Below are 21,212 nucleotides of genomic sequence, written 5' to 3' on the forward strand. Positions count from 1 at the left end.
CTCTCCCGGAGGGAGAGGGAACCGTCCGGCTGGCCGCGCAAGCGCAGCGCCGCCGGGCGATGGAAGCAGGCTCGGAGCCGCATCTATGCCGGGTGGCAGCTCGCGCCTGACCCGGCCTACAACCCCTACCATTCGAATCAATCGCGGTTTTTGTCGCCCGGACAAGGCGCGCCAGGCGCCGCATCCGGGAGTTCAACGGCGATGACGTTACTTCTGCGTTTTGGCGAATTCGTCTTTGGCTTTCTGCAACTGCTGCTGGAAGGCCGGGTTGGTGTGCAGCGTAGCGACCACCGCGGAGCCGACGATGCGCGCCGCATCGACATCGCTCTGCCAGTGATAGCCGCAGATCACCCGGCTCTCGCCGAGCTCATAGCCGCGCTTCAAAATTTCATTTTGCCGCTGCGGGTTGATCTCCGCCAGCACCAGGGCGGTGGCCCAGCCGATAGAGGTATGCCCGGACGGGTAAGAGCCGTTTTTCGACAGCTTGTCCTGCTCGGTGGTGTTGCAGGTGGAGACGCCATAGAACGCAAACGGGCGAATGCGCATGTATTTCTCTTTCGCGCCGCGGGTCGCCAGATCGCCGGCGTCTTCAATCATATTGGTCAGCAGTTTGTGGAGCTGAGGCGCGTCTTTCTCGGTGATTGGGGAACCAAAGGCGCTGGAGAAGGCATTGGCCACGCCGCCCGCGCTGAGGTTGGCATCTTCTGCCGCCAGCTTCCCGCGCTCGGTATTGCGCAGCAGACGCCCCTGCTCATACATCGCCTGATCGTTTAAGAACGCGATACTGCCCACCGCCGGCGGCGGCGGCAACAGCGCCAGGCTGTCGATGGCCTGGGCATTGGTCAGATAGTAGAGATCGGGCTTGGTGGTGACATCGTTCCCGGGGGGAACCAGAGCAAAGGCGTTAACGGAGAAGAAACTGGCCAGGCAAAGGGCAAGAACACGCTTTTTCATTAGAATTTCCTTACGTCATAATCATTCCAGAGAAGACAGTCCTGTGTTGTCACATTTCTGTCATCTTTAAGTAAAAGTGAAAATGGTCGGGAAAAAATTGCCGTGTCTCGCAAAAACGGCTTTTTGTCTGCTTAATGAGCAACCATACGCGATTTCAGACTGTCGTACTTACCACCCTGGCGTTTGGGCGCTAACATAGCGGGATTGCAATGACAGGAGATGTCCATGAGCGAGCAAGCCATTCGTTTAACGCAATACAGCCACGGAGCCGGTTGTGGTTGTAAAATTTCCCCGAAGGTGCTGGAAACCATCCTGCATAGCGAGCAGGCGAAGTTTGTCGATCCGAACCTGCTTGTCGGCAACGAAACCAGCGACGATGCCGCCGTCTATGATCTTGGTAACGGCACGTCAATCGTTAGCACCACCGATTTCTTTATGCCGATTGTCGATAATCCGTTCGACTTTGGCCGCATCGCCGCCACCAACGCCATCAGCGATATTTTCGCCATGGGCGGGAAACCGATTATGGCGATTGCCATCCTTGGCTGGCCGATCAACACCCTGGCGCCGGAAATTGCCCGTGAAGTGGTGGAGGGCGGGCGCTTTGCCTGCCAGCAGGCCGGGATCGCGCTGGCGGGCGGCCATTCCATTGACGCTCCGGAGCCGATCTTCGGTCTGGCGGTCACCGGCGTGGTGCCCACCGAGCGCATCAAGAAAAACAGCACTGCGCAGGCGGGCTGCAAACTGTATCTCACCAAACCGCTGGGGATCGGTGTGCTGACCACCGCGGAGAAAAAATCGCTGCTCAAGCCAGAGCATCAGGGACTGGCGACGGAGACCATGTGCCAGATGAACCTCGCCGGCGCCGCGTTTGCCGCCATCGACGGGGTGAAGGCGATGACCGACGTCACCGGCTTTGGCCTGCTCGGCCATCTTAGCGAGGTGTGCCGCGGGGCCGGCGTGCAGGCGCAGCTGCGCTATGCCGATATCCCAAAACTGCCGGGGGTGGAAGGCTATATTGCCGCCGGCGCGGTGCCGGGCGGCACCGGGCGCAACTTTGCCAGCTACGGCCATCTGATGGGCGAGATGCCGGCGGAGTGGCGGGACCTGTTGTGCGATCCGCAGACCTCCGGCGGCCTGCTGCTGGCGGTGACTCCGGAAGCGGAAGCCGAAGTCCAGGCCGCTGCGGCGGAGTTCGGCATTAAGCTGGCCGCCATCGGCGAGCTGGTCACCGCCCGCGGCGGACGACCCATGATCGAGATCCGTTGATTCGATGCGGTTGTTTATTGCGGAAAAACCGAGTCTCGGTCGGGCTATCGCCGATGTGTTGCCTAAACCGCACCGCAAAGGCGATGGCTATATTGAGTGCGGCAACGGGCAGGTGGTCACCTGGTGTATCGGCCATCTGCTGGAGCAGGCGCAGCCGGACGTCTATGACAGCCGCTATGCCCGCTGGAATCTCACCGACCTGCCGATTGTGCCGGAGAAATGGCAGCTACAACCCAAACCCTCGGTCACCAAACAGCTCAATGTGATCAAGCGTCTGCTTGGCGAGGCGCAGGAAGTGATCCATGCCGGCGACCCCGACCGTGAGGGGCAGCTGCTGGTGGACGAAGTACTCGATTACCTGCAGCTGGCGCCGGAGAAGCGTCAGCAGGTGCAGCGCTGTCTGATTAACGATCTCAACCCGCAGGCGGTGGAGCGGGCGATCAACCGTCTGCGCGCCAACAGCGAGTTCGTGCCGCTCTGCGTGTCGGCGCTGGCGCGGGCGCGTGCCGACTGGCTGTACGGCATCAATATGACCCGCGCCTACACCCTGCTGGGGCGCAACGCCGGCTATCAGGGGGTACTCTCCGTGGGGCGGGTGCAGACCCCGGTACTTGGCCTGGTGGTTCGCCGTGATGAAGAGATTGAAAACTTCGTCGCCAAAGACTTCTTCGACGTGAAGGCGCATATCGTCACGCCACAGGAGGAACGTTTTGTCGCCACCTGGGTGCCAAGCGAAGCCTGCGAACCTTATCAGGATGAAGAAGGGCGTCTGCTGCATCGTCCACTGGCTGAGCACGTGGTTAAGCGCATCGAAGGCCAGCCGGCGCTGGTGACCGGCTATAACGATAAGCGCGATTCCGAACCCGCGCCGCTGCCATTCTCGCTGTCGGCGCTACAGATTGAGGCGGCCAAACGTTTCGGCTTCAGCGCGCAAAACGTGCTGGATATCTGCCAGAAGCTGTACGAAACCCACAAGCTCATTACCTACCCGCGTTCGGATAGCCGCTACCTGCCGGAAGAGCACTTCGCCGGCCGTCATGCGGTGCTGAATGCGATTGCCGTCCATGCGGCGGACCTGCTGCCGCAGCCGGTGATGGATCCGGAGATCCGCAACCGCTGCTGGGATGATAAAAAGGTCGATGCGCACCATGCGATTATCCCGACCGCCCGCAGCAGCCTGGTCAAGCTCACCGATAACGAAGCGAAGGTCTACCACCTGATCGCCCGGCAGTATCTGATGCAGTTCTGCCCGGACGCGGTGTTCCGCAAATGCCAGATTGACCTCGAGATCGCCAACGGCAAGTTTGTCGCCAAGGCGCGTTTTCTGGCAGAGGCTGGCTGGCGGACGCTGCTGGGCAGCAAAGAGCGCGATGAAGAGAACGACGGCACGCCGCTGCCGGTGGTGGCCAAAGACGATGAACTGCTGTGCGAGAAGGGCGAAGTGGTGGAGCGTCAGACGCAGCCGCCGCGCCACTTCACCGACGCCACGCTGCTGTCGGCGATGACCGGGATTGCCCGTTTCGTGCAGGATAAAGATCTGAAGAAGATCCTCCGCGCCACCGACGGTCTCGGCACAGAAGCGACCCGCGCCGGGATTATCGAGCTGCTGTTCAAGCGCGGTTTCCTGACCAAAAAGGGGCGTTATATCCACTCCTCGGACGCTGGCCGGGCGCTGATTCACTCCCTGCCGGAGATGGCCGCGCGTCCGGATATGACCGCCCACTGGGAATCGGTCCTGACGCAGATCAGCGAAAAGCAGTGCCGCTATCAGGACTTTATGCAGCCGCTGGTGGGGACGCTGTTCCAGCTGATCGATCAGGCACGGAGCACGCCAGTGCGCCAGTTCCGCGGCCTGGCCGCGCCGGGCGGGGTGAAAAAGTCGTTCAGCAAAGGTAAAGGCAAGCCGAAAGGGAAAAAAGCGGCAGACGATGCTGCGCCGCCGCCGCAGTAACCCGCCGGTGATCGCGAGGATGCGAATCCCCGCGGCCACCGCTTCTCCGCCAGCCAGGTCAATGGTCTACACTAAACAGCCGGGCAGGGCTTGACGACTTCCCCCCTGAATGCGTCTTCGCGCTTGCCGATAATGTTGCTCATTTCTCTCACCGGCGATAAGGAGGACCCGTGAAATATATCGCTATTAGCCAACCGGGCGGCCCGGAGGTATTGCAGATCCGCGAAGGAGAAATCCCTGCTATTGAGGAGAATGAGGTGCTCATTGCGGTGAAGGCCGCCGGCGTCAACCGGCCGGATATCCTGCAGCGCCAGGGGCTGTACCCTATGCCCAAGGGCGTCACCCCCGTACCTGGCCTGGAGGTGGCGGGCGTTGTGGTTGAGGTCGGCGCGCAGGTCACAGCGTTTACGCCCGGCGATCGCGTTTGTGCGCTAACCAACGGCGGCGGCTATGCCGAATACTGCGCCGTGCCGGCAGGCCAGACGCTGCCGATCCCGGCGGGCCTCAGCTTTAGCGAAGCGGCCGCCATTCCGGAAACGTTCTTCACCGTCTGGGCGAATGTCTTCCAGCTGGGTAAGCTGCAGCCTGGCGAAAGCATCCTGATCCACGGCGGCGCCAGCGGGATTGGCACCACCGCGGTCCTGCTGTGCCATGCGCTGGGGATGACCGTCTATGCCACCGTTGGCCAGGACGAAAAAATCGCTGCCCTACGTCCCTATGCTACGGCGATTAACTACAAAACCGATGATTTTGCAGAGAAAATCGGCCAGCTGACCCACGATGAAGGCGTGGATGTCATTCTGGATATCGTTGGCGGCCCTTACTTTAACCGCAACCTTGGACTACTGAAAAAGGATGGACGGCTGGTGATCATCGGCTTTATGGGCGGACGAATCGCTCATGAGGTTGATATTCAGACCCTGATGCTCAAGCGAGCCACCGTCACCGGCTCAACCATGCGCGGCCGGACGGCGGCGGAGAAACAGGAGATTGCCGAGGCGCTGCGGCGCCACGTCTGGCCGCTGCTTGAGGCAGGGAAATGCAAGCCGATGATCTACGCCAGCTACCCGATGGCGGAGGTTGCCGAGGCCCATGCTTGTCTGGACAGTGGTCAGCATCTGGGGAAAGTGGTGATCACGATGACGTCGTGAGACGCATCCCGGCGGGCAGCCGCCGGGATGCGTCAGGGGAGGTTAAATCACGCCCTGGGCCAGCATGGCATCCGCGACTTTCACGAAACCGGCGATATTCGCACCGCGCACGTAGTTGGTCTGCTTCGCTTCGCCGCCGTACTGCACGCAAGCGTGGTGGATATCCAGCATGATGTGATGCAGACGGGCATCCACTTTTTCCGCTTTCCAGCCCATGCGCGCGGCGTTCTGCGCCATCTCCAGACCGGAAGTCGCCACGCCGCCGGCGTTGGCCGCTTTGCCCGGGGCAAACAGCACGTCAGCTTCCAGGAACAGGTCGGTTGCGGCGATGGTGGTCGGCATGTTGGCGCCTTCCGCCACGGCCTTCACGCCATTGGCAATCAGCTGGCGGGCGGCATCGACGTCCAGTTCGTTCTGGGTCGCGCAAGGCAGGGCGATATCCACCGGCACTGACCACGGCTGCTGGCCTTCAAGATAGGTGAGGCCAAATTCGCGGGCGTAGTCGGCCACGCGGCCATGGGCACGCTCTTTAATGTCGATCAGGCGGGCCAGTTTTTCTTTGGTGAAGCCCGCTTCGTCAACGACGGTGCCGTTGGAGTCGGAGGCGGTGACCACCCGCGCGCCAAGCTCCATCGCTTTCTCAATGGCGTATTGCGCGACGTTGCCGGAGCCGGAAACCGCCACGCGAGCGCCTTCGAAGCCGAGACCGTGACGTTTGAGCATCGCTTCGGTGAAGTAGATCAGACCGTAACCGGTGGCTTCCGGACGGATCAGGCTGCCGCCAAAGGAGAGGCCTTTACCGGTGAAGACGCAGGCGCTGTTGTTGGAGAGCTTGCGCATCATCCCGGCCATAAAGCCGACTTCGCGGCCGCCGACGCCGATATCGCCCGCCGGTACGTCGGTATCCGGGCCAAGGTGGCGATAGAGCTCGGTCATCAGCGCCTGGCAGAAGCGCATCACTTCGCCATCGCTCTTGCCTTTAGGATCAAAATCGCTGCCGCCTTTCCCGCCGCCCATCGGCAGGGTGGTCAGGGCGTTTTTGAAGGTCTGCTCGAAGCCAAGGAATTTGAGAATCGACAGGTTAACCGACGGGTGGAAACGCATCCCGCCTTTATACGGGCCGATGGCCGAGTTGAACTGCACGCGCCACGCGCGGTTGACCTGGACCTGATTGCGGTCATCCACCCACACCACGCGGAACTGGATCACGCGCTCCGGTTCCACCAGACGTTCCAGCAAAGCAAGCTGACGATAGCGCGGATTTTCCTCAAGGAAAGGCCACAGGGTGGTCATCACCTCCCGGACGGCTTGAGCAAATTCGGTTTGATGAGGATCGCGCTGTTGAACGCGGGTGAGAAAGCCTTCCAGAGTGCACGTCTGATCCATAGATATAAGTTCCCCTTATGGTTGTGGTTGCATGTATTTATTATGATTCGGTCCTTGAAAAAACCGATTTTCCGACTATAACACCGCTAATCCTTAGGCAAGCAAGGAAAAATTAAGCCGACAACAAAATTTATAATTGTCCGCCCGTCATAACTAAAAACGATGACGAGGCGGCGGGCGGATCAGCGGCCGGAAAGGGTCGGGCGCTGGGCGATAAAGGCATGCAGCAGAGGAATATCGGCCGGGGCGAGATCGAGGGTTAAGGCGTCAGCGGGCAGGCACCAGCGCAGCTGAGTGTGATAGTGGGCCAGCGGTATGCCCTGAAAGTGCGGCACCCACCAGGCGTGCAGATGGATCTGGCGGCCGGAGACTTCCCGCTGATGGCTGGCGATATAGCATGCCGGGTGGGCGATGATGCCCATCTCCTCCTGTAGCTCGCGGGCCAGCGCCTGCGGCTGGCTTTCACCAGGCTCCACTTTGCCGCCAGCGAACTCCCACATCCCCGGCTGGTCGGCGTGGGGCGGACGCTGCGCCAGCAGAATCTTGCCATCCTGTTCAATAATGGCTGCGACAACATCAATCATTTTTAGCATAAGCATCAAGGTGAATAAGACGAATCTGGCCTATTATCACCGCCATAGACCTTGACTGACAACCGCCAACCCTGCTGGAGACCTCCGTGCTTGATAGCCACCTGCATCCGCGCCTCAAACCCCTGCTTAATGCTGTCGCCGGCGCGCTTGACCGCCCGGGTATTTCACCGGACGGGCTGACGCTCCTCGGTTTTGCCATCGGCGTGCTGGCTCTACCCTTTCTGGCGCTGGGGTGGTATAGCGCGGCGCTGGTCGCTATTCTCCTCAACCGCCTGCTGGATGGTCTGGATGGCGCCCTGGCGCGGCGGCGCGGGCTCACGGACGCGGGCGGCTTTCTCGATATTGCGCTGGATTTTCTCTTCTACGCCCTGGTGCCGTTCGGCTTTATTCTGGCAGATCCGCTGAACAATGCCCTGGCGGGGGCCTGGCTGCTGTTTGCCTTTATCGGCACCGGCAGCAGCTTTCTCGCTTTTGCCGCACTGGCGGCCAGGCATCAGATCGCCAATCCCGGCTACGCCCATAAATCGCTGTACTATCTTGGGGGCCTGACGGAGGGGACGGAGACCATCCTGTTGTTTGTCCTCTGCTGCCTGTTTCCGGCGCATTTCGCCTGGCTGGCGTGGCTGTTTGGCGCGCTGTGCTGGCTGACGACGGCGACGCGCATCTGCAGTGGCTACCAGACCTTAAAGCGGGTGACGACCACAGCGTAAACGGGGTATCGCGCGTCGCCGACAAAGGGCGACGCGCTGAGGCGGGGCGAGTTACTGACTGCTTTCCGGGCCGCGTTCGCCGCGGGCGAGCGGATTGTGCGGGTTGCTGCTCCATTCGTACCAGCCGCCGTCGTACACCGCGACGTGCGGCCAGCCCATGGCGCGGGCATACATAAAGGTTTCCGAGGCCCGCCAGCCGGTCCCGCAATAGAACGCCACCTGCTGGCTCGGCAGAATGTTCCACTGGCGCCACAGGGTAGCGATATCGTCAGCGCTGCGCATGGTGCCGTCCGGGTTATGGAAATCCTCCATGTGCGTGGAGTCGCTCCCGGCGTGGCCCCAGCGGGCGCCGGCGATGTCACCCTTCGGCTTGATATAGCTGTAGCCGCTGGTGGTGCCGATAAACTCCGGCCACGAGCGGACGCTGACCAGCGAGGCGTCCTGACGATGCAGCAGCCCGCGGGCTTGTTCGGTATCCAGCATCAGCTGCGGCTGGCCGGGGATCGGCGCGCCGAAGTCCTGCGCCGGCTGCTGCGCCGGCGGCATGCCGCGCTCGACCGGCAGCCCGGCGTCGGACCAGGTCTGCCAGCCGCCGTCAAGCAGGCGCACGTCTTTGACCCCGGCGTACAGCATGATCTGCGCCACCCGCGCTGCGGCGTAGACGTCGCGACCGTAGAGGATCACCGTGGTGTCATGCCGGATGCCGTGCTTCGCCAGCATCGCTTTCAGCTGTGCGTCGGACACTTTATTCCACAGCGGTTCACTTTCCACCTCATTGGTATCGATATAGCCCGCGCCAGGGATATGGCTCAGCAGATAGAGTTTCGGCGCTCCCCAGGCGGCTTCGAACACTTTCCAGTCGCCGGTCGGGGCGGCGGCTACGCGTTTTCCCTGCTGCAGGTCGTGCAGCCACTGGGGGTAGACCAGCTGTTCAAAGTGCGGCAGCTTTTGCAGGCGGTCGGTCTGGCTCAGCGCATCGCTCAGGGTGCTGAGCCGGGTGAAGCCCGCTTGTTTCAGCCGCGCCGCGACGCTGGCATTATCTTCCGGGTTGCCGTACAGCGCGACGGGGGTATCCGGCTGGATCTGGTGCTGCTTAGCCCAGGCGCGGAGCTGATCGTCGCTCATGGCGCCGAGCCAGCGGGCGGAAAGATTCAGGGCCTGCGGCTCATGACCTTCGGGGCCGTTGGCGCGCTGAGGCCAGCCGTTGTAATAAGCGCTCAGGCGGGTGTCAATGGCCACGCCGTGCTGCTGTTGCAGGTGGGAGAGAGTGGGCGCTGGCATGGTTTCAGCGGCGCAGGTGGTGGAAGCAGCAAGCCCCATAAGCAGGGCGAGTGCGGTCAATTGAGAAACACGTTTCATCGAAATGCCCGACGGTAAAAAGTGGAGGGCGTATTCTCCGCTCGCCAGGCGCCGATTTCTTTGCGGTAACGCAGGTTTGCACGCTATTGCTCTTCATTGCCAGGTCTCCATCGCCAGGCAGCGTCCCGCCGGCGGACCGTCCTCGCGATCGTGGGTCACCAGGATCGCCGGAATGGCCTGGCGGGCCAGTTCCTCAAAAACCCAGCGGCGGAACGCGGCGCGCAGGGTGGCATCCAGACGGCTGAAGGGTTCATCGAGCAGCAGCGCCTCGGGGCGCGCCAGCAGGGCGCGCAGCAGGCTCACCCGCGCCCGCTGCCCGCCGGAGAGCGTGGCCGGGTCGCGTGGGGCGAAGCCATGCAGCCCGGCGCGGCTGAGCGCTTGCTCCACTGCGGCTTTTCGCGCCTCGCCGCGCACACTCTCCGGCAGCGCCAGCTGTAAATTTTGCCCGACGCTGAAATGGTCGAACAGTAACGGGTCCTGAAACAGGATGCCGATGCGTCGATGCTCCGTCGGCAGCGTATCGCAGCGACGTCCATTGAGCCACAGCTCGCCTTCGGCGCGAAAATCGCCTGCCAGGGCGCCAATCATCCAGGCAAAGAGTGTCGATTTCCCGCTGCCGGAAGGGCCCATCAGCGTCAGCACTTCTCCAGGCGCCACCGAAAAGGCGACCTCCCGCAGCAGCGGCTGGCGTTTCACGCTCAGGGTCAGATGGTTTACGGTTAGCACTAGCGAAGTCCTCGTCGATAGCGGCCCGCCAGCCAGGCGAGAAGGGCCGTCAGGGTAAAGCATACCGCCGGCAGCAGTAATTGCCACAGCGCCTGGGCGGCGAGCGTCTGCACCTCGCCGCCGCTGCTGAGCGCCACCGCCTGACTGGTGAGCGTCGGGATACGGCCTGCCCCCAGCCATAGCGTCGGCAGATACTGCGCGATGCTCACGGAAAAGCCCACCGCCAGCGCGGTCAGCAGCGGGCGGGTCAGCGAGGGCAGGGTCAGCAGCCAGAAAATACGCGTGGGCCCCCAGCCGAGCGTGCGGGCGATTACCGCCATCCGCGGATCGCGCTGGCGCCAGGCCGGGCGCAAAATAAACAGCATCCATGGCACCACCCACAGCAGATGGCCCCACAGGACGGTCCACCATTCGCCGTCTAGCCAGGCGTACAGCGCCAGCCGGTACTGGCCAGCGGCCAGCGGCAGGGCCGGCAGGACCAGCGGCAGCCAGACCCAGCCATCTCCACGCGTCGGGCCGCAGGCCAGCCACAGCAGGCAGACAGCCGCGCCGAGGGCGCAGGCCGCCAGCGCCAGGCCAAGGCTGTTGCCGAGGGCATCCATCTGCGGTGGCGCCGAGCGCGCCAGCCCCGCCAGCAATAGCGCGCCCAGCAGACCGCTCAGCGGCAGCAGCGCCGCCAGCAGGCGGCCGGGCAGGGCATGAGGATGAGGGTGACGAACACCGCGCAGATTGGGCTGGTACTGGCGCTGTATCCGCCACCCTCCCCAGGCCACCAGCGCCAGCCCGCCGAGGATCGTCATCAGTAACAGGCTGGCCAGCGCCCCTTTGGCCTGCTGCAGGTCATCGCCCTGGCTTAACCACTGCCACGCCAGCACGGCGAGAGTGGGCGGATTGCCGGGCCCCAGCACCAGGGCGACATCGACCGCCGACAGACTCCAGGCGGTGGCGGCCAGCAGCACCATGCCGAGGGCGGGCAGCAGGGCGGGCAGCACCAGCCAGCGCAGGCACTGCCAGCGGCCGTAGCCGAGGCTCTTCAGCGCGGTCGCCTGGTCGGCGAGGCGTTTCTCCCCCAGCAGGCCATAGATCACCCACAGCACAAAGGCGCTCTCTTTCAGGGCCATCGTCAGGCCAAGCCCGATGCCATACCGGTCGACCGGCGGCGTCAGAAGCGGCAGCCACTGCCAGATCCAACCCCCTTCGGCGAACAGCAGCAGCGCCGCCGTCGCCAGGGCAAGATGGGGTACCGCCAGCAGCAGCGGCAGACGGGAAGCCAGTCGCCGCCAGCGGAGCGAGGGCCAGAGGGCAGCGACGACGGTCAGGGCGATCAGCAGCGCGCCGCCGACGGACAGCAGCGTCGAGACGAGCGTGGCGGCCAGCGCCTGGCCCAGCTGCGGGTCGGCGAACAGCGCCCGCCAGTGGGCCGGGGAGCGCGCAGCGCCCACCAGTTCCCCGGCGGCGGGGAGCAACGGCAGATAGATCGCCGCCATCGTCCCCCAGGCCAGCAGGATCAGTGGGTACCGTAGCGGCGCAGCCATTCCTGCTCCAGCGCGTCAACCCATGCCGCGTGCGGCTCGGCGAGCATCGGCGGCAGATCCTGCGGCACGGTAGCCGCCAGCGCCTGGCGCTGGCCGTCAGGCAGACGCTGCGGGTCCAGTACGCTCGGATCGCCCCAGACGGCGGCATCGGCCTTGCGCAACTGCGCTTCAGGCGAGAGCAGGAAATTGGCCACCACTTTGGCGCCAGCGACGGCGCGGGCGTTAGCCGGGATAGTAACGAAATGGACGTTGCCGAGGGTCCCCGCGGTGAAGCCGAAGCTGTAGCTGTCCGTCGGTAATTCGCCGCTGGCGGCTTTCTGCCGGGCGTGCAGCGGGTTAAACGTGAGTGATAAGCGGAGGATGCCATTGTTGAGCATGGTATCCATCCGTGCCGGCGACGCCGGGAAATCCTTGCCCGCCCGCCACAGGGCCGGGTGCAGCGCATCGAGATAGCGCCACAGCGGGGCGGTGACCGCCGCGAAGGTCGCCGTCTGCGGCGGCTGGCGCAGGGCGGCCGGCTGGTCGGTGAGGGCGATCAGCAGTTGCTCCAGCAGGGCGGTGCCGGTGAAGTCCGGCGGCCGCGGGTAGGTCACGCTGCCGGGATGGGCTCTGGCGAAGGCCAGCAGCGCCTGCGGGCTGGTGGGTGGCTGCGGCGTTTGCCCGCGGCGGGCGATAAACGTCAGCTGGGCGCTGCCCCACGGCGACTCCGCACCCTCGGTGGCGACAGAAAAATCTTCCCGTACCGGCTTTTGCAGATCGACATAGCGCCAGTTGGGCAGCGATTCGGCCCAGCCGGTGAGCAGCAGGTTGGCCTGCTTAAGCGTGCGAAAGTTTTCGCCGTTGATCCACAGCAGATCCACCGACCCGCCCCGGCGACGGCCGGCCTGCGCCTCGCTCTGGATGCGTTTCACTGCGTCGGCGGCGTCGGCGATGGGGACAATACGCAGGTCGATCGCGTAGTGGCGTTTGACCTCCTCGCTGACCCACGCCAGATAGCGGTTGACGGCCGGGTCCCCGCCCCAGGCGTTAAACCAGACGGTCTGCCCGCGGGCTTCCGTTTGGATCTGCCGCCAGCTGTCGTTGGCATTAACCGCCAGCGGCCAGAGCAGCAGCAGGCACAGACAGAGGCTGAAATCACGCAAACGGCGCATCGTTACTCCTTATTCTGCGGGGAAGAGGTGGGCATCTGACACAACCCCTGGGCCGGGATCGCCATCGCGGCATTGAACCGCGCTGATAAATTTTGCAGGCCGATCAGGGCGGTCAGCTCGGTGAGCGCCCTGGCGTCAAAATGCGCGGCCATCGCGCTGCGCAGGGCATCATCCACCTCCGGCGGCGTCTGGGTGGCGGCTTCGGCATAGGCCAGCGCCAGACGCTCTTTTTCGCTGAACAGCGTACTGCTGCGCCAGTCGGCGACCGCCAGCAGCTTGTCCTGGCTGCCGCTCCGCGCCGCGAGGGTCATGCTGGTGATATCGATACAGAATTCACAGTGGCACAGTTGGGCGATGCGGGCGCTGACCAGCGACCGCAGCACCGGATCCAGCGGCGAGCGGCGGCGTTCAATGTAGCCCACGAACAGCGAAACCAGGTAAAACAGCCATGGGATCCGTCCCCACCAGCGAATGGGGCTTAGCACCTGGCCGTAATGCCGGCGGTGCAGCCAGGCCTGCGGACGAAGGATCAGGGGGACAGAATCCAGCGGGGGTAAGCTCATGGCGACGATCTCTTATGACGTTCACGGTAAATATTTTTGGCGATAGAGATGACCACCGCCAGGGCAAAAAGCAGCGAAAGCCCGGTGGCCAGCCAGAAGGTGCCCCCGGTGAGCAGACTCCCGGCCCAGGAATAGACGATAGTCGCCGGCAGCTGGCCCACGCCGGTGGCCAGCATAAAGGGCCAGAAGCGCAGCGAGGTTAGTCCGGCGGCATAGCTGACCGGGTCAAACGGCACAAACGGCAGCAGGCGGCAGACCAGGATCGTCTGCGGGCCAAAGCGAGTGAAATAGCCGTCGACGCTGCGCAGCACCGCGCGGCCGGTGAGTTTTTCCACCACTTCGCGCCCCAGCGCTCTGGCGATGCAGAAGCAGAGCCCGGCCCCGACCATGGCGCTGAACCATGACAGCGCCCCGCCCCAGAAGGCGCCAAACAGGGCGGCGTTCGCCAGGGTAATCAGGAAAGCCGGCAGCGGAGCGACGATCGCCTGGAGGATCATCAGCGCAAATGAGACCAGCGCGGCCTGCGGCCCCCAGGCGGCGATAAACCCTCTGACCTGCTGCGGATCCAGGGAGGCTAACGCCGTCAGACTCTGCTGCAGAAAGGTTCGCCCGCCGGGGAACCACCACCAGGCGGCCAGCCCGGCGACGGCCACCACGGCAAGGGCCAGCCGGGCGCGGCGCAGGTGACGGCGATCAGGTTGAGTCATGGCGCACCTCCTCGCCGGGCGTTGCCATACGGCGGGCGCGGGCAAACCGTTTGCCCATCTGCACCAGGGCAAACAGCAGCCCGCCGGCGAGGCTCAGTTTGAGCGCGAAGGCGAGAGTTACGCCCTCGCGGGCCAGCTCGCTGGCCATTACCGAATAGATGACCAGGCCCGGCAGGGTGGTCACGGCGGAGATCAGGGTAAAGGGCCAGAAAGGGATCGCCGTCAGGCCGTAGGCGTAATTCTGAATGTTGTAGGGAAAGAGCGGCACCAGGCGGGTGAGGATCAGGAAATCGCAGCCGCTGCGGGCGATACCGCGCTCAATCGCCTGAAAGGCGGCGGTATGGCCCACATAGCGCTGCAGCAGGTCACGCCCAAGCCAGCGGGCGATTAAAAACGACAGCGAAGAGGCGAGGGTGGCGGCGGCAAACGAGAGCAGGGAACCTGTCAGCGGGCCGAAGAGCATCCCGCCGGCGATCACCAGCAGGCTGCCGGGGATCAGACACAGGGTGGCAATGATAAACAGCGCGACATAGACCAGATACCCCCAGGCGCCCTGATGGCGCAGGGTGTCCTGAAGCAGATGAAGGTGAGTCAGCAGATCGTGGAGACCGACGCGATGGCTGATAACGGCCAGCGTGGCCACCAGCGCGAGAAGTCCCAGCCCTTTACCAGTGGCCGGATGACGGCTTCTTTTGCATGAGGGGTGCTCCTGTACAGTCTGGACGCAGTGGACATCAAAAAGTGCGCGCGACAGTATCCTGTTCCGACGACCGTCACAATGGTTTACCGTCGCTTTGTTGATTTTGCTCAGGAAATTCTGCCCCCCGCACAGCGGGAGGCGAGAGAAGGGCGTAAATTATGGCCGGAAGGTGGCCCACACCGGCGCGTGGTCGGACGGTTTTTCCATTCCGCGGATCTCATAATCGATTCCGGTCTCCACGCAGCGCTGGGCCAGAGGCTGGCTGGCCAGCAGCAGGTCGATGCGCAGCCCGCGGTTATCGTCGAAGCCTTTGGAGCGGTAATCGAACCACGAGAAGTGCTCCTGATTGTCCGGATTAGCCTGACGCCAGGTATCCACCAGGCCCCAGCCCAGCAGGCGATCCATCCACTCCCGCTCTTCCGGCAGGAAGGAACATTTGCCGGTACGCAGCCAGCGTTTGCGGTTCTCTTCACCAATACCGATATCGAGATCGGTGGGACTGATGTTCATATCGCCCATGATCAGCACCGGATTCTCTTTGTTGAGTTCGGTCTCCAGATAGTTCTGCAGATTCTGATAGAACGCCGCTTTGGCCGGGAATTTGGTTTCATGATCGCGGCTTTCACCCTGTGGGAAATAACCGTTAATCACCGTGACGTTGCCGAAAGGCGACGGGATCTCCGCCATGATGATGCGGCGCTGAGCCTCTTCGCCATCGTCCGGGAAACCGCGGCGGACGGCAATCGGCGTGTCTTTGGTCAGCAGCGCGACGCCATAATGGCCTTTTTGTCCATGATAAAAGACGTTATAGCCGAGTTTGGCGACCTCTTCGAGAGGGAACATATCGTCGTGAACTTTGGTTTCCTGCAGGCCAATCACGTCCGGCTGGTGTTTTTCGACGATGGCGGCCAGTTGGTGTGGGCGGGCGCGCAGGCCGTTGATATTAAAAGAGACGAATTTCATAGTCGCTGCCACTGTGCAAGGTGAATAGTGCAGGGATGGTAGCAGAAATTCGCCTGGCTGGCTGCCACCGGATGCGTCATTCTGCCAATCGCTGCGCATGAGCGTGCCGTAGTTGCCCCTTTTACGGGCATGCCGCGCCAAAAAAGGGCAAATATCTACGATAAATTTCGCAGAGGATCACAATTACAGAATTATATCTTACCGTTGCATAACTTATCTTATTTAATCACTGTTTATCCCCATTTATCGGATACTTATTCACTAAATATGCATTTTATGTGAATAGCGTTCGGCTGTAACTCCTTGATTCTGCGTTATCTCAACCGGTTTATGCATTTTTATCGCTGGCTGGCACGAACCGTGCAATCTACATTTACAGCGTAATAACTCATATTTATTAACATTATTGCTACTTTTAATTTACCGGAAGAGGTCGATATGTCTCAGTCAATTACGCGTAACCACTTTGATGAATGGATGATGCCGGTCTACGCGCCAGCGGCGTTTATTCCGGTGCGGGGCGCCGGGTCGCGGCTGTGGGATCAGCAGGGCAAAGAGTATATCGATTTTGCCGGCGGCATCGCCGTGAACGCGCTGGGGCACGCCCATCCGCGTCTGGTGCAAGCCCTGACTGACCAGGCCGGCAAATTCTGGCATACCGGCAACGGCTACACCAATGAGCCGATCCTGCGTCTGGCCAAAATGCTTATCGATGCCACCTTCGCCGACCGGGTCTTCTTCTGTAACTCCGGCGCTGAGGCCAATGAGGCGGCGCTCAAGCTGGCGCGTAAATATGCCCACGATCGCTTTGGCAGTGAGAAAAGCGGCATCGTCGCCTTTCAGAACGCTTTCCACGGGCGGACGCTGTTCACCGTCTCGGCGGGCGGTCAGCCGGCCTACTCCCGGGATTTTGCCCCGCTGCCGCCGCAGATCCAGCATGCGGTGTTTAACGATCTCGAGTCGGCAAAGGCCTTAATCAATGACCAGACCTGCGCGGTGATCGTCGAGCCGGTGCAGGGCGAAGGGGGCGTGGTGCCGGCCAGCGGCGAATTTTTACGCGGCCTGCGCCAGCTTTGCGACCAGCACAACGCTCTGCTGATTTTCGATGAAGTGCAGACCGGGGTCGGGCGCACCGGCGAGCTGTATGCCTATATGCACTACGGCGTGACGCCCGATGTGCTGACCACCGCCAAAGCGCTGGGCGGCGGTTTCCCTATCGGCGCGCTGCTGGCGACAGAGGCCTGCGCCAGCGTGATGACCGTCGGTACCCACGGCACCACCTACGGCGGCAACCCGCTGGCCGGGGCGGTGGCCGGCGAGCTGCTGTCGATCGTCAACACCCCGGAAGTCCTCTCCGGCGTCAGACAGCGCCACCAGTGGTTTTGCGAGCGTCTGCAGGCGATCAACGCCCGCTATGGTCTGTTCAAGGAGATCCGCGGCCTGGGACTGCTGCTCGGCTGCGTACTGAACGACGCCTGGGCCGGGAAGGCGAAAACGCTCAGCAACCTGGCGGCGGAAGAGGGGGTGATGATCCTGATCGCCGGCGCTAATGTGGTGCGTTTTGCGCCGGCGCTGAACGTCAGTGAAGAAGAGGTGAATAACGGGCTGGATCGCGTCGAGCGGGCCTGCGCGCGTTTCGTGGCAGGAGTCTCATCATGATGGTTATTCGACCGGTGGAGCCGGGCGATTTGCCCGGGCTGCTGAAGCTGGCAGCGGAGACCGGCGGCGGGCTGACCTCGCTGCCGGTGGATGAAGCGACCCTCGCGGCGCGGATCGCCCGCTCGCAGCAGACCTGGCGCGGCGAGCTACCGAAAAGCGAGCAGGGCTATGTCTTTGTGCTGGAGGAGAGCGAAAGCGGCGCGGTGGTGGGCATCTGCGCGATCGAGGTGGCGGTGGGGCTCAACGATCCCTGGTATAACTACCGGGTCGGCACCCAGGTCCATGCCTCGAAGGAGCTCAACGTCTATCAGGCGTTGCCGACGCTGTTTCTCAGCAACGACCATACCGGCAGCAGTGAGCTGTGTACCCTGTTCCTCGACCCGCAGTGGCGCAAAGAGGGCAATGGCTATCTGCTGTCGAAATCGCGCTTCTTATTTATGGCCGCCTTTCGCGAGCGCTTCAATGAGAAGGTGGTCGCCGAGATGCGCGGGGTGATTGACGAGCAGGGCTACTCGCCGTTCTGGGAGAGCCTGGGCAAACGCTTTTTCGCCATGGAGTTTTCCCGCGCCGACTACCTGTGCGGTACCGGACAGAAGGCTTTCATTGCCGCCCTGATGCCCAAGCATCCGCTGTATATCGATTTCCTTTCCCCTGAGGCGCAGGCGGTGATCGGCAAGGTTCATCCGCAGACCGCCCCGGCCCGGACGGTGCTGGAGAAAGAGGGGTTCCGCTACCTGAACTACATCGATATTTTCGACGGCGGCCCGACTCTGGAGTGCGACATCGACAGGGTGCGGGCGATCCGCAAAAGCCGTCTGGTGACCACTGAGGCCGGTGAAACCCCACCCGGTGACTGGCCGCTGTGCCTGGTGGCGAATGAACAGTATCACCAGTTCCGCGCTCTGCTGGTGCATGCCGACCCGGATGGCGACACCCTGACCCTCAGCGCCCGCGAACTGGATATGCTGAAGTGTCATGCCGGCGACCAGGTACGCATGGTGCGCCTGATCCCTGAGGAGAAAACCGCATGAGTCTGTGGATTAACGGCGAGTGGCGGCCCGGTCGTGGGCCAGGTTTCAGTAAACAGGATCCGGTTAACCTGAAGGTTGTGTGGCAGGGCGAAGCGGCGGATGCCGGGCAGGTTGCTGAGGCGGTGGCGGCTGCCCGCCAGGCGTTCCCGGCCTGGGCGCGGCTGCCGTTTGCCGCCCGTCAGGCGATCGTTGAAAAGTTTGCCGCCCTGCTGGAGGCCAGTAAGGCGGAGCTGACGGCGATGATCGGCGCCGAGACCGGAAAGCCGCGCTGGGAGGCGGCCGGGGAAGTGACGGCGATGATCAACAAGGTGGCGATCTCGGTGAAGGCCTACCACGTCCGCACCGGCGAACAGCACAGCGATCTGCCCGACGGTGCCGCCACGCTGCGTCACCGGCCGCACGGCGTGCTGGCGGTGTTTGGCCCCTATAACTTTCCCGGCCATCTGCCGAACGGGCACATCGTGCCGGCGCTGCTGGCGGGCAATACTGTGGTCTTTAAACCCAGCGAACTCACCCCGTGCAGCGGCGAAGCGGTGGTGAAACTATGGCAGCAGGCCGGCCTGCCCGCCGGGGTGCTCAACCTGGTGCAGGGCGGTCGGGAAACCGGCGAGGCGCTCAGCAGTCAGGCGGATATCGACGGGCTGCTGTTTACCGGCAGCTCAACCACCGGTTTTCATCTGCATCGCCAGCTGGCCGGGCAGCCGCAGAAGATCCTCGCGCTGGAGATGGGCGGTAATAACCCGCTGATCGTCGACGATCCGCGGGACGTGGATGCCGCGGTGCATCTGACCATCCAGTCCGCCTTTATTACCGCCGGCCAGCGCTGCACCTGCGCCCGCCGTCTGCTGGTCCGGCGCGGCGAGGCGGGCGATGCCTTCCTCTCCCGGCTGGTGACGGTGAGCCAGCGGCTGATCCCGGCGGCGTGGGACGCCGAGCCGCAGCCGTTTCTCGGCGGGCTTATCTCTGAACCGGCCGCGCAGAAAGTGCATCAGGCCTGGCTGCAGCGGGTCGCCGCTGGCGCGGTCACGCTGCTGGAGCCACGTTTATTGCAGGCCGGAACGTCGCTGCTAACGCCGGGGATTGTCGACATGAGCGACATGGCCAATGTTGAAGATGAAGAGGTGTTTGGCCCGCTGCTTGGCGTCTGGCGCTACGACACGTTCGAGGAGGCGATTGCCTTAGCCAACGCCACCCGCTTCGGCCTCTCCTGTGGGTTAATCTCTCCGGAACGGGAGAAGTTTGATCGACTGCTGCTCGAGGCGCGGGCAGGGATAGTCAACTGGAACAAACCGCTGACCGGGGCGGCGAGTACCGCGCCGTTCGGCGGCACCGGGGCGTCCGGTAACCATCGTCCGGGGGCCTGGTATGCCGCCGATTATTGCGCCTGGCCGATGGCCAGCCTTGAATCGCCGACCCTGACGCTGCCCGCCAGCCTGAACCCGGGGCTCGACTTTCTGGCCGGGGAGGCGTCATGACCGCCCGCGAAGTCAACTTTGACGGTCTGCCCGGGCTGACCCATCACTACGCCGGGCTCTCCTTTGGCAACGAGGCTTCCACCCGGCACCGCCACCGGGTGTCGAACCCGCAGCTGGCGGCAAAGCAAGGGCTGAAAAAAATGAAAGCCCTCGCCGACGCCGGCTACCCGCAGGCAGTGATCCCGCCGCACGAGCGACCGAACGTGCCGCTCCTGCGCCAGCTGGGCTTTAGCGGCGGCGATGAGCAGGTGGTGGCCCGGGCGGCGCAGCAGGATCCGGATCTGCTGTCGGCGGTAAGTTCGGCCTCGGCGATGTGGGTGGCGAACGCGGCGACGGTCTGTCCCTCCGCCGATTCGCTGGATGGCCTGGTGCACCTGACGGTGGCGAATCTGCAGGATAAATTCCACCGCGCCAGCGAAGCACCGACCACAGAGGTGCTGCTGCAGGCGATATTCCCCGACCGCACGCGATTTGCCATCCACCCGGCGCTGCCCGCCTCGGCCTGGTTTGGCGACGAAGGGGCGGCGAACCATAACCGTCTCGGCGGCGAGTATGGCGCCCCCGGCGTCCAGCTCTTTGTCTATGGCCGCCGCCGGGGGAGCGATGAGGCGCCGCGTCGCTATCCCGCGCGGCAAACCCTTGAGGCCAGCCAGGCGGTGGCGCGCCTCAATCAGGTCAATCCTCGCCAACTGATCTTCGCTCGCCAGCATCCGGCGGCGATCGACACGGGGGTTTTTCATAACGATGTCATCGCGGTGAGCAATCGTCAGGTCCTGTTCTGCCATGAGCAGGCCTTTGCCGACCAGACCGCGCTTCTCCAGCAGCTGGCGCAGCGGGTGCCGGGTTTTACGCCGCTGGTGGTCCCCGCCAGTCGGGTCACGGTGGCAGAGGCGGTTGCCACCTATCTGTTCAACAGCCAGCTGCTGAGCAGGGCGGATGGCAGCATGGCGCTGATCCTGCCCCACGAAGCGCAGGAGCATGCCGGCGTCTGGGAATACCTCAATGAGCTGCTGGCCGGGGACAACCCCATCGCCGCGCTACAGGTGTTCGATCTGCGCGAGAGTATGGCCAACGGCGGCGGTCCGGCGTGCCTGCGCCTGCGGGTGGTGTTGACGGCCGAGGAGTATCAGGCGGTCAATCCGCACGTCCTGATGAACGATACGCTGTTTGCCACCCTCAATGACTGGGTGGATCGCTACTATCGCGATCGCCTTACCCAGGCCGACCTCGCCGACCCGCAACTGCTGCGGGAAGGGCGTGACGCGCTGGATCGGTTGACCCAGATCCTGCAGCTCGGTTCGGTTTATCCATTTCAGCAATAAGGGGGCG

Annotated in this window: 19 protein-coding genes; 8 read left to right on the plus strand and 11 right to left on the minus strand. The window is 63.2% G+C overall.

Annotated features, from left to right (window positions below; genetic code table 11):
• Window positions 1-207: 207 nt before the first annotated feature.
• Complete coding sequence (gene phoC / locus HMPREF3142_RS18995) at window positions 208-954, minus strand: acid phosphatase PhoC (RefSeq protein ID WP_008807621.1); 747 nt, start codon at window positions 952-954, stop codon at window positions 208-210.
• A gap of 225 nt (window positions 955-1,179) precedes the next feature.
• On the opposite strand from phoC, the gene selD reads away from it, so the two are divergent.
• From selD to HMPREF3142_RS19010, 3 genes are all read left to right on the plus strand, one after another.
• On the plus strand, window positions 1,180-2,223 hold the full coding sequence (gene selD / locus HMPREF3142_RS19000) for a selenide, water dikinase SelD (RefSeq protein WP_012542093.1): 1,044 nt from the start codon (window positions 1,180-1,182) through the stop codon (window positions 2,221-2,223).
• Between the two features lie 4 nt (window positions 2,224-2,227).
• Window positions 2,228-4,174: a DNA topoisomerase III gene (locus tag HMPREF3142_RS19005; RefSeq protein ID WP_070612319.1), complete on the plus strand. Its 1,947-nt coding sequence runs from the start codon at window positions 2,228-2,230 to the stop codon at window positions 4,172-4,174.
• A gap of 170 nt (window positions 4,175-4,344) precedes the next feature.
• On the plus strand, window positions 4,345-5,325 hold the full coding sequence (locus tag HMPREF3142_RS19010; RefSeq protein WP_070612320.1) for an NAD(P)H-quinone oxidoreductase: 981 nt from the start codon (window positions 4,345-4,347) through the stop codon (window positions 5,323-5,325).
• Window positions 5,326-5,367: 42 nt separating this feature from the next.
• Here HMPREF3142_RS19010 and gdhA read toward each other — a convergent pair whose 3' ends face one another.
• Together gdhA and HMPREF3142_RS19020 are read right to left on the minus strand one after the other, a co-directional pair.
• The gene (gdhA, locus tag HMPREF3142_RS19015) at window positions 5,368-6,711 is read right to left on the minus strand and encodes an NADP-specific glutamate dehydrogenase (RefSeq protein ID WP_008807617.1); all 1,344 of its coding nucleotides are present in this window, start codon (window positions 6,709-6,711) and stop codon (window positions 5,368-5,370) included.
• A gap of 182 nt (window positions 6,712-6,893) precedes the next feature.
• On the minus strand, window positions 6,894-7,304 hold the full coding sequence (locus HMPREF3142_RS19020; protein WP_038422809.1) for a pyrimidine (deoxy)nucleoside triphosphate diphosphatase: 411 nt from the start codon (window positions 7,302-7,304) through the stop codon (window positions 6,894-6,896).
• 86 nt (window positions 7,305-7,390) lie between these two features.
• Between HMPREF3142_RS19020 and HMPREF3142_RS19025 the strand changes: the two genes are divergently transcribed.
• On the plus strand, window positions 7,391-8,014 hold the full coding sequence (locus tag HMPREF3142_RS19025) for a CDP-alcohol phosphatidyltransferase family protein (protein WP_070612322.1): 624 nt from the start codon (window positions 7,391-7,393) through the stop codon (window positions 8,012-8,014).
• 51 nt (window positions 8,015-8,065) lie between these two features.
• On the opposite strand, the gene HMPREF3142_RS19030 is transcribed toward HMPREF3142_RS19025, so the two are convergent.
• From HMPREF3142_RS19030 to xthA, 8 genes are all read right to left on the minus strand, one after another.
• A complete protein-coding gene (locus HMPREF3142_RS19030) occupies window positions 8,066-9,373 on the minus strand; it encodes a sulfurtransferase (RefSeq protein WP_070612324.1) in 1,308 nt (435 codons plus the stop codon).
• A gap of 93 nt (window positions 9,374-9,466) precedes the next feature.
• Window positions 9,467-10,099, minus strand: coding sequence for an ATP-binding cassette domain-containing protein (locus HMPREF3142_RS19035; RefSeq protein WP_023297432.1), 633 nt, complete (start codon window positions 10,097-10,099; stop codon window positions 9,467-9,469).
• Complete coding sequence (locus tag HMPREF3142_RS19040; RefSeq protein WP_064171132.1) at window positions 10,099-11,634, minus strand: ABC transporter permease subunit; 1,536 nt, start codon at window positions 11,632-11,634, stop codon at window positions 10,099-10,101. The genes HMPREF3142_RS19035 and HMPREF3142_RS19040 overlap by 1 nt, the downstream gene beginning before the upstream one ends.
• Entirely contained in the window at window positions 11,607-12,785 is a 1,179-nt protein-coding gene (locus HMPREF3142_RS19045) for an ABC transporter substrate-binding protein (RefSeq protein WP_070612326.1), read from the minus strand. Before HMPREF3142_RS19045 ends, HMPREF3142_RS19040 begins: the two co-directional genes overlap by 28 nt.
• Before the next feature lie 2 nt (window positions 12,786-12,787).
• Window positions 12,788-13,348, minus strand: coding sequence for a carboxymuconolactone decarboxylase family protein (locus HMPREF3142_RS19050; protein WP_008807736.1), 561 nt, complete (start codon window positions 13,346-13,348; stop codon window positions 12,788-12,790).
• Window positions 13,345-14,055 (minus strand): TVP38/TMEM64 family protein, encoded by a 711-nt coding sequence (locus HMPREF3142_RS19055; protein ID WP_012542083.1) that lies wholly within the window; start codon window positions 14,053-14,055, stop codon window positions 13,345-13,347. The genes HMPREF3142_RS19050 and HMPREF3142_RS19055 overlap by 4 nt, the downstream gene beginning before the upstream one ends.
• On the minus strand, window positions 14,042-14,698 hold the full coding sequence (locus tag HMPREF3142_RS19060; RefSeq protein WP_070612328.1) for a TVP38/TMEM64 family protein: 657 nt from the start codon (window positions 14,696-14,698) through the stop codon (window positions 14,042-14,044). Before HMPREF3142_RS19060 ends, HMPREF3142_RS19055 begins: the two co-directional genes overlap by 14 nt.
• Before the next feature lie 213 nt (window positions 14,699-14,911).
• Window positions 14,912-15,718, minus strand: coding sequence for an exodeoxyribonuclease III (gene xthA / locus HMPREF3142_RS19065; RefSeq protein ID WP_012968464.1), 807 nt, complete (start codon window positions 15,716-15,718; stop codon window positions 14,912-14,914).
• Between the two features lie 438 nt (window positions 15,719-16,156).
• Between xthA and HMPREF3142_RS19070 the strand changes: the two genes are divergently transcribed.
• Genes HMPREF3142_RS19070 through astB form a run of 4 tightly spaced genes read left to right on the plus strand, consistent with a single transcriptional unit; the run spans window position 16,157 to window position 21,205 of the window.
• The gene (locus tag HMPREF3142_RS19070; RefSeq protein WP_070612330.1) at window positions 16,157-17,377 is read left to right on the plus strand and encodes a succinylornithine/acetylornithine transaminase; all 1,221 of its coding nucleotides are present in this window, start codon (window positions 16,157-16,159) and stop codon (window positions 17,375-17,377) included.
• On the plus strand, window positions 17,374-18,408 hold the full coding sequence (astA, locus tag HMPREF3142_RS19075) for an arginine N-succinyltransferase (protein WP_002901491.1): 1,035 nt from the start codon (window positions 17,374-17,376) through the stop codon (window positions 18,406-18,408). Before HMPREF3142_RS19070 ends, astA begins: the two co-directional genes overlap by 4 nt.
• Window positions 18,405-19,883, plus strand: a complete 1,479-nt coding sequence (astD, locus tag HMPREF3142_RS19080) for a succinylglutamate-semialdehyde dehydrogenase (protein ID WP_070612332.1) — start codon at window positions 18,405-18,407, stop codon at window positions 19,881-19,883. Before astA ends, astD begins: the two co-directional genes overlap by 4 nt.
• Window positions 19,880-21,205, plus strand: a complete 1,326-nt coding sequence (gene astB / locus HMPREF3142_RS19085) for an N-succinylarginine dihydrolase (RefSeq protein ID WP_070612335.1) — start codon at window positions 19,880-19,882, stop codon at window positions 21,203-21,205. The genes astD and astB overlap by 4 nt, the downstream gene beginning before the upstream one ends.
• Window positions 21,206-21,212: the final 7 nt, after the last annotated feature.

Origin of the sequence: Klebsiella sp. HMSC16C06, from assembly GCF_001808325.1 — a bacterium.
In the GTDB taxonomy this organism is placed as follows: Bacteria; Pseudomonadota; Gammaproteobacteria; order Enterobacterales; family Enterobacteriaceae; genus Klebsiella; species Klebsiella variicola.